Below are 12,406 nucleotides of genomic sequence, written 5' to 3'. Positions count from 1 at the left end.
AAGGAAATGGGGCGATTGCGTGTGATTCATACCCACCAGGTCAACGGCGTGACTGCTGGTTTCACCGGAGCGCTGACACTAAAGCGCTTCTTTCATGATAGAAGCCGGTGTGCGTTGGGACGGTATAGGGTATTTGCGTATAAACCATTACACAAAGGCGCCGGCAATCCTCTACCTTTAAGAGGCAGTGACGACAGAGACTCGCGAGCCCGAACGCGACATGACAGGACGACTCCGAAATGAGTGCGATTGCACAGCATGACGACGTGTACACGAAGCTCGATTTCACGCTGGACGACGGCATCGGCCGTCGTGCCGCGATTGGGCTCGTGGTGCTCGCCACCGATCATACGATCGAGCATGAGTGGCGGGGCTTGCTGACGCAGGACGGCGTGGCGTTCTACGAAAGCCGTGTGTATAACTCGGCGGACATCACGCCCGAACGGCTAGCGGAAATGGAGGACCGTATTGCACCGGCGGTCGCGCTGATCCGTCCGGCAGAGCGTATCGATGTGGTGGCGTTTGGCTGCACGTCCGCGTCGATGGTGATTGGGGAGGAAAAGGTGTTCGCGCGGATTCGCGAAGCGCGTGCGGACGCCGCGTGCACTACGCCGATCACCGCGGCGCTGGCGGCGCTTCACGCACTAGGCGTCCAACGTACGGCCCTGCTTACTCCCTATGTGCGTTCGATCAACGAATACATGCGCGACTATATCGAGTCGCGTGGTCACGGCATTACGCGCATGGCGTCGTTCGAGCATGCGAACGATAACGAAGTGGCGCGGATCGATGCGGCGTCGTTGCGAACTGGTGTTGAGCGACTTGCGCGCAATCGTGACGTGGAGGCGATTTTCGTATCGTGCACGAGCTTGCGCATCGCCGGCTTGATTCCGGAGCTAGAGGCGGCGATCGGTAAGCCGGTGATATCGAGCAACTACGCGATGGCGTGGCACGCGTTGCGGCTCGCCGGCGTGGGAGATTGCGAGGCTCATCTTGGGCGGCTGTTTGCGCTGTGACGTTGTACCTTGAAACGCGACGCAGCGCGTCGGGGCGACCATGCGGCGATCGACGCCGAGGCCATGTTCCAGACATCGACGCGCACCACAGACGCGGCAGGCGCGTCGGATGAACCGCCGCAGGAATCGCTCATCGAAGCGTCTGCGCGGCGGCAGGACTACGACAACTGTCCGTCATTTCCCAGCATGGTTCGACGACATGCCGGCGCGCCGCAATGACACGTGTACTGGGCGCGAATGTCGTCGGTGACCGGGCCGTCCACTGACAGACCGTAATTGATGAAAAGCTCCTCCCCGGGTGCGATCGTGGCGAGCGCATGAATGAACACCCGGTCGCCGGTCTCGATGGCCTCGCAGTTGGGGGCGCACGCATGGTTCAGAAAGCGCGGCGCTGTTGCCGCCGCGGCTGCCGTCGATCACTCGTCCGCTGGACAGCCCAAACACGAACGTGTGGCCCGCGTCGGCTCGCTGACGGGCGGCGGCGCGCCGCCAACTGGTCACTTCCCCCTTGTACTCGATCACCCGTTCGCCCGGGGCGATCGGCTGCAGGGCGAACAGTCCCATGCCATGCACTGGTGAGCGTCGTGCGGTGATGCGTCGCAATCGCATTTTGTCGTTTCCTTCGCGACCCTCGGTCGTTGCATGTGGTTTAGCGGCGATGCGAAGCATATCGCCACACACTCAGGTGCTCAATATTTTTCTTTTTAAAAGCGCAACTAACAGCCAAGGACGGGCCGCGCCAAGGGTTCCGGCTTTGCCGCAACGAGGCTGGCAACGGTCGACCATTACAGGGAGGCTATCAAGTCGCATGTCCACGGCATCACGCTGGCACAACAGTCGGCTCAGGCAAACGAGCGGCTGGCCGCCGCTGCGCGCTTGCGCAACCAGTTCATGCAGGCGAACAGGGCGATGGCGAACGCCATCAGCAGTGTGGCCACGGCAAGGATCGACGGGTCGATCTGGTCACGGATGCCACTCCACATCTGCCGCGGCACGGTGCGCTGCTCGGGGCCGCCAATGAACAGAATGACGATCACTTCGTCGAACGACGTCGCGAATGCGAACACACTGCCCGTTGCGACGGCGGGCGTGATCAGCGGGAGCGTGACGCGACGAAACGCGACCCACGGCTGCGCGCCCAGCCCCGACGCAGCGCGAAGCAGGCTTTGATCGAACGACAGCAGCGAAGCCGTCACGGTGATCACCACGAAGGGCGTACCGAGCGCGGCATGCGCAAGCACGACGCCGATATACGAATTGACCAGGCCGAGCGGCGAAAAGACCAGATAAAACCCTGCCGCGACGACAACGATAGGCACGATCATCGGCGACACGATGATCGGCATGATGATCGAGCGGTAAGGAAACTGCGTGCGGCTCAAGCCGAGCGCGGCGAGCGTGCCGAGCACCGTCGCGATCAGCGTCGACGCCGCGCCGATGCCGATGCTGTTCGCCAACGCGCGTTGCCAGTCCGGCGAACTCAGCGCCTGCGCGTACCAGCGCAGCGAGAAGCCCTGCATCGGGTACGAGAAGAATGAGCCGGAGTTGAACGACAGCGGCACGATCGCGAGGATCGGCGCGACGAGGAAAAAGAAAATGAGCGCGCAATGCACACGTAGTCCCGCGCCCGCGATGCGTTCCGAGAGTAGCCGGGTTCGTCCGTCTTTCATCTGAGTCTGCCTGTTGATCAACCATACGAAGGAGCGACAACCCATTAGCGTCGATTGCGCGGCGCGTTAGCCGAAGCGCAAGCGGTCGATACCGACCAGCCGGTTGAAGATGAAATAGAACACCGCCGTGAATGCGATCAGATAGCACGACAACGCACCCGCGAGTCCCCAGTTGAGCCGATCGTTGGTCTGCGACGCGATCAGCTGGCTGATCATTTCGTCGCCGGCGCCGCCTAGCAGGGCGGGGGTGATGTAATAACCGAGCGCGAGCACGAACACGAGAAAACATCCCGCGCCGACACCCGGCAGCGTTTGCGGAATATACACTCGCACGAAGGCCACAGCCGGATGCGCGCCGAGGGATTTCGCCGCGCGCATGTACACGGGCGGGACACCTTTCATCACCGAAAAGATCGCGAGGATCATGTATGGCAGCAGGATGTGCGTCATGCCGATCAACACACCCGTGCGATTGAAAATCAGCGGCAACGGATGATTGATGAGCCCAAAGCGGAGCAACGCGCTGTTGATCACACCACCCGGTTGCAGCAGCACATACCACGCGGTGGTCCGCACCAGCAGCGATGTCCAGAACGGTACGATCACGAAGAGGATCAGCCGGTTGCTCTGGTTCTCCGGCAATGTCGCGAGCAGATACGCCACGGGATAACCCAGCACCAGGCACAGCAGCGTGACCGTCGCACTGATCGTGACCGTGCGTCCGAAGGCCGCGCGGAAGATGGCGCTGTCCGCCGCGACGGACGTCACCGAGCCATCGGGCGCGACTTGCGCGTCGACGGCGTTCAGCAAATAGTCGGGCGTGGGCGAGATCGACGCACGCTTGAGGAGCCGCCAGGTTTCCGGTGTGTTCCAGCGTTCATCCAGATCGATCAGGGCGGGCTTCCATTGCGCGGGCGTTTGCGAACGTGTGGCACGCGCCGTCTTGAACAGCAGGCTGCGGAACTCTGGTCGATAGAAGTTCATGCGTCGCGCGATATTGCCGAGCTGGCCGGATTCGCTGGCGTCCTTCAGGTCGTGCGCGAGTGCGGCAAAGGCCGGTTCGCCGGGTACGCCCGCACCGTCCCATCCGGCCAGCGCCGTGCTCAATTGCGGCATGCCGGCGCGCACTTCAGGGTTTCGCACGCTGCGCGCGAGCAGGCTCGCGATCGGCGCGACGAACGTCACCAGCAGAAAGATGAGCAACGGCAAAGCCAGCAGCAACGCGCGCATCGCGGCCTTGCGGCGCGCGGCGCGAAACGACTCGCGGTTCGCGGCCTGCGGGCCGCGGCCAAAAGGGGCGGTGGATGGCAGCTGCGTGTTCATCGTGCTCGATCTCTCGGGTGACGTTCGTTCGATCTGGCGCTACTGCGTCAGCCAGTTCTGGAACCGCTTGTTGATCGCATCCGCGTTGTCGGCCCAGAACGTCGCGTTGATTTGCAGCGGGCGTTTGAAGTTCTCCGGCGCTGTCGGCAGATCGTTCAGACGCGCCTTGTCGATCAGCGGAATGGCGTCCTTGCGCGGCGGCGCGTACGCGATGTACTTCGACAGGTCCGCATAGGCCTGCGGTGTCGAGGATGCGACGATGAACTTCCGTGCCGCGTCGGCATGCTTCGCGCCGTTGACCACGGCCCACCATTCGTAGTCGTACACCTGTGCATCCCAGACGATCTTGAAGGGCTTCTTGTCCTTGTGCACGGCGTCGTCGATGCGGCCGTTGTACGCCTGCGTCATCACGACCGCGCCGTCGGCGAGCAGTTGCGGCGCCTGCGCACCCGCCTCCCACCACACGATGCTCGGCTTGATGGTGTCGAGCTTCTTGAACGCGCGATCGACGCCAGCCGGCGTGGAGAGCGTCTTGTAGACGTCCTTGGGCGCCACGCCATCGGCTATCAACGCCCATTCCATCGCGACCTTCGGCGATTTGCGCATGCCGCGCTTGCCCGGGTACTTGTTGAGGTCGAAGAAGTCGTTGATGGTAGTAGGCGCGGATTTCAGTTTGCTGGTGTCATACGCATAGACGGTGGACCACACCATCGCGCTGACGGCGCAGTCACTGATCGACCCGGGCAGGAAATCGCTGGTGTTGCCGAGCGCCTTTTTGTCGAACTTGGCGATGAGGCCTTCGTCGCATGCGGTGATCGCGTCGTTGGTTTCGAGGTCGATCAGATCCCAGGTCGGGTTCTTCGACTGTTCCATCGCTTGCAGCTTGGCAAGGCCGCCATCGTAGGACTCGGTGGAGAACTGGTCGCCGGTTTTCGCGGTGAACGGTTCGAACCATGCTTTTTTGGCGGCGGCTTCGTACGCACCGCCAAAGGTGACGACGGAAATCGTATCGGCCGCGTGAACCGTGGCGGTGGCAAACACCCCGAGTGCGCAAGCCGTGAGGGTGGTCCGGAATGACGAGAACTTGGTCTTCATTTCTAGTTGGCTCCTGCGATAAGTGGCGAGGCGGACGAGGGAACGGCAACAGTGGAATAGTCGGCGCCGCCGGACGCGGCGGCGGAATGCGGCGCGGGCGCCATGACGGGCAGCACCTTGCAGTCGTCACGCCGCCAGGTCACGGCGGTCTGACGGCCCAGTGCGGGCAGATCATGGTGCTGTGTGTTCGGCACCTTGACCACCATGCTTTCGCCATGACCGAGCTTCAAATGCACGCGATGATGATCGCCGCAGTAGACGAGTTCCTCGACGAGCGCGTGCACGACGTTCATGTTCTGCCGTGTCGCTTCCTGCACGGCGTCCGGCGTCGCCGCGATGTGCGCGCGCTCGGGACGCAGCGCCAGCACCGCCGTGTCGCCCGACGCGAGCCCCGCGCCTGGGCGTCCGCGCACAGTGCTGCCATCGGCCAGCTGCATCGCAGCCCATTCTCCGCCGTCGGAATTGACGCGACCGGTCAGTCCATTGTTCTCGCCGACGAAATTGGCAACGAACGCATTCGCCGCGTTTTCGTAGAGTTCGGTCGGTGCGGCGGCCTGCTGGATGCGTCCATCGGAAAACACGGCGACGCGGTCCGACATCGTCAACGCTTCGTTCTGGTCGTGGGTCACGTAGACGATCGTCAGCGACAGTTCGCGATGCAGCCGCATGATTTCGTATTGCATGGTTTCACGCAGGCGTTTGTCGAGCGCGCCAAGCGGCTCGTCCATCAGCACTACGCTCGGCTCGAAAACCAGCGCGCGGGCAAGCGCAACGCGCTGCTGCTGGCCACCGGACAGTTGCGACGGACGCCGTGCCGCCAGATGCGATAACTCCACCATGTCCAGCACGCGCGTCACGCGCGTTTTCTGTTCGCTACGGCTTATCTTGCGCACCGACAGCGGAAACGCGACGTTTTCGGCAATCGTCATGTGCGGGAACAGCGCATAGTTCTGAAACACCATGCCGATATCGCGCCGATGCGGCGGCTTGTCGTCCAGACGCTTGCCGGCGAGGCGGATCTCGCCGCGCGTCGGCGCTTCGAATCCCGCGAGCATCATCAGTGTCGTGGTCTTGCCGGAACCGGACGGACCGAGCAGCGAAACGAATTCACCGTGCGCGACATCGAGATCGAGTCCCTCGACGACGCTATGCACGCCGTCGTATGACTTGCTGACGCCGTCGAACGAAATAAATGGTTGGCTTGACATGGGTAACTCGGCAGAGTGTTGGCGGTCCACGTGGGGCGGCAAATCACTTCGCGCCCAGGCGTCCCGCCAGATAGCGGGCGAAGTCGTAATTCGGCCGTTCCAGAGGGCTCAGATGGCCAGGCTTCGCGAGTGGCGCGTGCACGCCGCGAAACACGGCCTCGACGCCGCGCCGGTCCTCGGCGTTGACTTCGTCGAGCAGCGTCTTCAGCGTAGCCATGTAATCGGCGGCTCGCGGATCGTCGACGAAATCCGGTGCGAGGCCGCCGCCGAAGCGGATATGCACGCGGCCGACGCCCCGCGGCTGCAGGATCAGATACCAGAAGTAGCCGGGCGTCAGCGTGATCAGGTGTGTCGGGTAGATCGCCAGCAGCGCGGTGGTACGGCGCCAGTGCCCTTGCAGACGTGTATTGCTGGGATGCGCGTTGCCGATCGGCAGCGACGCTTCCTTGGTGATCCAGTGATAGTTGAACGCAGGCCAGCCCGGCGGACATTCCATTTCTTCGAGCTTCGAGTGCGGCCCGACCGTTGCGCGATGCAGCATCGGCAAATGGTAGCTCTCCATGAAATTTTCCGCGAGGATCTTCCAGTTGGTGTCCCACACGTGCTCTTCGTGGAAGGTCTCGACGTAGTTGCTCATGCCGTACGGCTCGATCAGCTTCGTCAGCCCGGACAAATGTGATTCCACCGAAGGCGCGTGCGCGTTGAGCGTTACGTAGATCCAGCCTTGCCACGTCTCGCAGCGCACGGCAGGCAGCTTGTATTGTTCCTTGCAAAAGCCCGGCTGCCGATCCATCAACGGCGCGCCCGCGAGCGAACCATCGAGCGTGTAGTTCCATGCGTGATAGGGGCACACGATCCGGCGCACGTTGCCGCGCCCTTCAAGCAATACCGACATCCGGTGCAGGCAAACATTCGAGAATGCGCGCAACGCACCGCTCGCATCGCGCAGCACGAACACCGGCTGGTCGTCGATTTGCGCGGTCAGATAGTCGCCGCTCTGTGCGAGCGCGCTCGCGCGGCCCACGCACAACCACTCGTTGCGAAACACGTCGCGCCGTTCGAGCGCGAGAAACGCCTCCGACGTGTAGACGGCCGGCGGCATTGCGTGTGCATCCCCGAACGGACGCTCGCAGTTCTCGCGCAGGGCGCGAACGATGTCGAGCTCAGTGTCCGTCGACTGAAGAATGGCTGACATAGGGGGCCCCCCATCAGTGTGTGCATCCGATGAGCACCAATCTAACAATCCAAATTGCTAGGTAAAATATTGTTTTTGCATGCAGTGCATAGCTCATGCCTATGCCGAGAGGCTTTCCGGGCCGCTAACCGATGTGGAGGCGCCGAATGTACGTTTCACAGAATGCCGAGAAGCGCTTCACAACCTCGCGCGGCTTGACGGCGCCCGATAGTGCGATGCCAAGCGTCGTCGCATTGACGCTTTCCTTGAAATGTTTAATCACGAAGTCTTCGCCGTCCACTGTTCGGGTCGACTTCAGCGGGAAGTTGAGTATGCTGTAACCTAGGCCGTTGGCGACCATGCCACGCACCACTTCAGGCTGTGACGACCGGAAAGCCGCGGTAGGGCGGCTGCCGACTGCGTCGAACAGCGCGGAGAAGTACTCGCGGCTATGCGGAAGGTCCAGCATCACATAGGGCTCGGGCAGCAGATCGGCCAGCGACACTTTGCGGGCCCGTGCAAGCCTGTGTGTTTTAGGCAGGATGACATACGGTGGCAGCGAAAGCAGTGGGGTAAACGCGATTCCATCGGTGATATCGAGGCTGTAGGTCAGCGCGATATCGAGCGAGCCGTCGCGCAGGCCGCTCAAAAGCGTGTCCTGATGCGCTTCCGTCGTACGGAAGGTGACCGCCGGATAGTCCTGCACGAAGCGGCTGATGATGCCTGGCATCAGCGGCGGGGCCAGCGACACCATGCAGCCCAGCGAGATGGAGCCCGACATGCCGCCGTCGATTTCCTTCGCGGTCAGCTGCAATTCTTCGGCGTTCTGAAGCAGATTGCGAGCGTGGCCGAGCAGATCGCGGCCCGGTTGCGTGAGCGACAGCCCGCTGGCGTGATGGCGGATGAACAGTTGGACGCCGAACGATTCCTCCAGATCCGCGAGCGACGTCGAGATAGACGGCTGCGAAATGTGCAGACGCTTTGCCGCGGCGGTGAACGAAAGCGTCTCGGCCGTGACGACAAAATACCTGAGCTGACGCAACGAGTAGCGTATCGAGTTGCCGTCCATCAGTTGCTCCGTGTTCGGTCGAACCGATTGTCGCTCGCCAATTGTCGATTGCATAGCGAAAAACGATGCAAAGCATTTTTAAAATATAGTTTTTGTTGCCCGCCACGCGGCGTACATTCTGTCCGACCGAAGAGAGAGAGTGACCTGAATCCAGAGCGCTTTTCAGAAGGAGAAGGCCATGTCGGCTGAAAAATTGTCGATCGACACGCTGGTCATAGGCGCGGGTCAGGCTGGCGTGGCAATGAGCGAACACCTGAGCAAACTCGGCGTACCCCATCTCGTGCTGGAGCGCGACCGCATTGCCGAACGCTGGCGTACCTGCCGCTGGGATTCACTGGTCGCCAATGGTCCCGCCTGGCACGACCGCTTCCCCAATATGGAGTTCGAAGGACTCGATCCTGATGGGTTCGCCGCCAAGGATCAGGTCGCCGATTACTTCGAGGCCTATGCGCGCAAGTTCGATGCGCCGATCCGCACGGGCGTCGAAGTCACGAGCGTCGAGCGTCTGAAGGGCCGGGCAGGATTTACGGTCGCAACGTCCGATGGCACGATCGAAGCCCGTCGCGTGGTCGTTGCGACGGGGCCGTTCCAGCGTCCCGTCATTCCCCCCATCGCGCCACAGGACGTCGAGCTCACGCAGCTTCATTCGGCCCACTATCGGAACCCGGCGCAGCTGCCCGAAGGCGCGGTGCTCGTGGTTGGCGCGGGGTCGTCCGGCGTGCAGATCGCGGACGAACTGCAACGCGCGGGCCGCAAGGTTTATCTGTCCGTCGGTGCGCATGACCGTCCGCCGCGCGCCTATCGCGGTCGCGATTTCTGCTGGTGGCTGGGTGTACTCGGCGAATGGGACAAGGAAGTCGCCGTGCCGGGACGCGAGCATGTGACCATTGCCGTCAGCGGCGCGTACGGCGGCCAGACCATCGATTTTCGCAGGCTCGCTCATCAGGGCATGACGCTGGTCGGCACGACGAAATCGTTCGCGAATGGCGTCGCGACCTTCGAACAGGACCTCGCCGCCAATCTGAAGCGTGGCGACGAAAACCTGATGTCGCTACTGGACGCGGCCGACGACTACGTCGAGCGCAACGGCGTGGACCTGCCGGAAGACCCCGACGCACGCCTGATTCCACCAGACCCGGAGTGCGTGACGCATCCGCTCCCGGAACTGGATCTGAAGAAGGCGGGGGTGAGCACGATCATTTGGGCCACCGGCTATGCCGTCGATTTCAACTGGCTGCACGTGAACGCATTCGACGATAAGGGCAAGCCGCAGCATCAGCGCGGTGTATCGAAGGAACCGGGCGTGTATTTCCTCGGCTTGCCGTGGTTGTCGCGGCGCGCGTCGTCGTTTATCTGGGGCGTCTGGCACGACGCAAAGCACATCGCCGATCACATCGTCACGCAGCGCAAATACCTCGCGTATCGCGACGCGTCGCAGCGTCGGCAGGACGCGCGCGGCGTGCACGGCGCGAATCCAACCGATACCGCGTGCGACGAATCGCACGCGCCGAAGACCAAAGAAGTGGGAGTGAACTGATGCCTACGCATACCCGCATTCGCATGTTCAATACGAAGGATACGTACCCGAACCAGTCGCTCGATAACGATCTTTGCCAGGCGGTTCGCGCGGGCAATACGGTCTATGTGCGCGGCCAGGTCGGTACGGATTTCGACGGCAAGCTGGTCGGTCTCGGCGATCCGGGCGCGCAGGCCGAGCAGGCATTGAAGAACGTCAAGCAACTTCTCGAGGAAGCGGGCAGCGACCTGTCGCATATCGTCAAGACGACGACTTACATCACTGATCCTCGTTATCGCGAGCCGGTGTATCAGGAAGTCGGCAAGTGGCTGAAGGGCGTGTATCCGATTTCGACGGGGCTGTGCGTCAGCGCGCTCGGCCAGCCGCAATGGCTGATGGAAATCGACGTGATCGCCGTGATTCCGGACAACTGGAAGCCATCTCAGGCGTGAGGAGCTACCCATGACATTCTCGATCGTCGGACGTTGTGGCAAGACCGGTCAGCTCGGTATCGCGATCAGTTCGTCGAGCATTGCGGTGGGGGCGAGGTGTACGTGGGCGCGCGCGGGCGTCGGTGCGGTGGCGACGCAGAACGTGACGCAGCCCGCGCTCGGGCCGCAGATTCTCGATCTGCTGGAAAGCGGGCGTATCGCGGCGGATACGGCGCTCGAACGGGCGCTAGGCGCGAGCGAATGGAGCGAATACCGGCAGGTGACGGTGGTCGACAGTGAGGGGCGAACCGCGATGTTCACCGGCAAGGAAGCACTCGGCGTGCATCACGCCGTCGCGGGAAATCAGTGTGTGGCAGCGGGCAATCTGCTCGCCGGCAAGCCGGTGATCGACGCGATGGTGAAAGCGTTCGAGAGTGCACAAGGCGCGCTCGCCGATCGTCTGCTACACGCGATGCATGCGGCCGCCGAAGCTGGCGGAGAAGCAGGGCCCGTGCATTCGGCTGCTCTGAAGATCGTCGATACACACGTCTGGCCGATCGTCGATCTGCGGGTCGATTGGGCCGACGACGATCCGATCGGCAAACTTGCCGCGCTTTGGCAAGCGTATCGGCCGCAGATGCGGGACTACATCGCACGCGCGTTGAATCCAACCGCGGCGCCGAGCTACGGAGTGCCCGGCGATGAGTGAGTTGTCGAGCCGTGCACTGCTCGAGCGGCTGATCGGTTTTGCGACTGTCAGCCGCGACTCCAATCTGGAACTGATCGGCTTCGTGCAGCAATACCTCGCGGATCTCGGTGTGGACAGCGAGCTGTTCCATAACGCCGAGCGTACCAAGGCTAACCTGTTCGCCACGATCGGTCCGCGAGACCGTGGTGGCATCGTGCTGTCCGGGCATACCGATGTGGTGCCCGTCGACGGTCAGGCTTGGACCGTGGACCCGTTTCGTCTCACCGAAAAAGAAGGGCGACTGTACGGACGCGGCACAGCCGATATGAAAGGCTACATCGCGTCCGTGTTGGCGGCAGTGCCGGCTTTCCTGAAGCCGAAGCTCGAAGTGCCGGTGCATCTCGCGTTTTCATATGACGAGGAGGTAGGCTGTCTCGGCGTGCGGCCGATGCTGGCCGAACTCGAAAAGCGCGCGCATAAGCCGCGCATGTGTCTGATTGGCGAACCGACCGGGTTGAAGCCTGTGCTGGGACACAAGAGCAAGCTTGCGATGCGCTGTCACGTGAAAGGCGCGCCATGTCATTCCGCGTACGCGCCGCACGGTGTCAATGCGATTCAATACGCGGCGCGGCTGATCAACCGACTGGAAGAGATTGGCGACGAACTCGCGCGGCCGGAACATCACGACGCGCGTTTCGATCCACCGTTCTCGACGGTGCAGACAGGCGTCATCAAGGGCGGACGCGCGCTGAATATCGTTCCCGCCGAATGCGAGTTCGATTTCGAAGTGCGCGGCGTGCCGGGCTTTGATCCCAACCGGGTGGTGGAGCAACTGCGAAGCTATGCAGCAGCCGAATTGCTGCCGAAGATGCGCGCGGTGCAGCCCGATACCGATGTCAGTGTGCAGATGCTGAATGCCTATCCTGGGCTGGCGACTTCACCCGATAGCGACGCGGCACGCCTGGTCGAGATGTTGAGCGGATCGAAGCAATACGAAACGGTCGCCTTTGGCACCGAAGGCGGCCTGTTCGCGCAGGTGGGCATTCCGACCGTGGTCTGTGGACCTGGCAGCATGGATCAGGGCCACAAGCCGGATGAGTTCATCACGATCGAACAACTGAACCGGTGTGACGCGATGTTCGCTCGCCTCGCTGAACATCTCAAAAGCGTGAGGTAGCCTGCGCGTCTGCGGTGCAAATCGGGCGTGAGGGGTTCA

At 62.3% G+C, this 12,406-nt stretch carries 11 protein-coding genes and 1 pseudogene; 5 read left to right on the top strand and 7 right to left on the bottom strand.

The window, feature by feature from the left end:
- Positions 1-239: 239 nt before the first annotated feature.
- A complete protein-coding gene (locus tag OKW28_RS20620; RefSeq protein ID WP_429448408.1) occupies positions 240-1,016 on the top strand; it encodes a maleate cis-trans isomerase family protein in 777 nt (258 codons plus the stop codon).
- Between the two features lie 158 nt (positions 1,017-1,174).
- Here the strand turns inward: OKW28_RS20620 and OKW28_RS20615 are convergent.
- The 7 genes and pseudogenes from OKW28_RS20615 to OKW28_RS20585 form a co-directional block, all read right to left on the bottom strand.
- A pseudogene (locus OKW28_RS20615) lies at positions 1,175-1,625 on the bottom strand (SET domain-containing protein).
- A gap of 233 nt (positions 1,626-1,858) precedes the next feature.
- Entirely contained in the window at positions 1,859-2,686 is an 828-nt protein-coding gene (locus OKW28_RS20610; protein WP_429448406.1) for an ABC transporter permease, read from the bottom strand.
- A gap of 66 nt (positions 2,687-2,752) precedes the next feature.
- A complete protein-coding gene (locus OKW28_RS20605; RefSeq protein ID WP_429448404.1) occupies positions 2,753-4,009 on the bottom strand; it encodes an ABC transporter permease in 1,257 nt (418 codons plus the stop codon).
- 39 nt (positions 4,010-4,048) lie between these two features.
- Positions 4,049-5,104: an ABC transporter substrate-binding protein gene (locus tag OKW28_RS20600; protein ID WP_429448402.1), complete on the bottom strand. Its 1,056-nt coding sequence runs from the start codon at positions 5,102-5,104 to the stop codon at positions 4,049-4,051.
- A 2-nt stretch (positions 5,105-5,106) separates the two neighbouring features.
- Entirely contained in the window at positions 5,107-6,312 is a 1,206-nt protein-coding gene (locus OKW28_RS20595) for an ABC transporter ATP-binding protein (RefSeq protein WP_429448400.1), read from the bottom strand.
- A gap of 43 nt (positions 6,313-6,355) precedes the next feature.
- The gene (locus OKW28_RS20590; protein ID WP_429448398.1) at positions 6,356-7,507 is read right to left on the bottom strand and encodes an SRPBCC family protein; all 1,152 of its coding nucleotides are present in this window, start codon (positions 7,505-7,507) and stop codon (positions 6,356-6,358) included.
- A 124-nt stretch (positions 7,508-7,631) separates the two neighbouring features.
- Positions 7,632-8,555, bottom strand: coding sequence for a LysR family transcriptional regulator (locus tag OKW28_RS20585; RefSeq protein ID WP_184005689.1), 924 nt, complete (start codon positions 8,553-8,555; stop codon positions 7,632-7,634).
- 178 nt (positions 8,556-8,733) lie between these two features.
- On the opposite strand from OKW28_RS20585, the gene OKW28_RS20580 reads away from it, so the two are divergent.
- From OKW28_RS20580 to argE, 4 genes are read left to right on the top strand one after another with little or no spacing between them, the layout of a single operon-like run.
- Positions 8,734-10,092: a flavin-containing monooxygenase gene (locus OKW28_RS20580; protein ID WP_429448395.1), complete on the top strand. Its 1,359-nt coding sequence runs from the start codon at positions 8,734-8,736 to the stop codon at positions 10,090-10,092.
- Positions 10,092-10,523 carry a RidA family protein gene (locus OKW28_RS20575; RefSeq protein ID WP_429448393.1) on the top strand — a complete coding sequence of 144 codons (432 nt, stop codon included), beginning with the start codon at positions 10,092-10,094 and terminating at the stop codon, positions 10,521-10,523. The genes OKW28_RS20580 and OKW28_RS20575 overlap by 1 nt, the downstream gene beginning before the upstream one ends.
- A 10-nt stretch (positions 10,524-10,533) precedes the next feature.
- A complete protein-coding gene (locus tag OKW28_RS20570) occupies positions 10,534-11,211 on the top strand; it encodes a DUF1028 domain-containing protein (RefSeq protein WP_429448392.1) in 678 nt (225 codons plus the stop codon).
- Positions 11,204-12,367: an acetylornithine deacetylase gene (argE, locus tag OKW28_RS20565; protein ID WP_429448391.1), complete on the top strand. Its 1,164-nt coding sequence runs from the start codon at positions 11,204-11,206 to the stop codon at positions 12,365-12,367. Before OKW28_RS20570 ends, argE begins: the two co-directional genes overlap by 8 nt.
- Positions 12,368-12,406 lie beyond the last annotated feature (39 nt).

Origin of the sequence: Paraburkholderia sp. 40 (assembly GCF_050434105.1) — a bacterium.
Taxonomy (GTDB): Bacteria; Pseudomonadota; Gammaproteobacteria; order Burkholderiales; family Burkholderiaceae; genus Paraburkholderia; species Paraburkholderia tuberum.
This window is presented reverse-complemented; position numbering and strand designations above follow the sequence as displayed.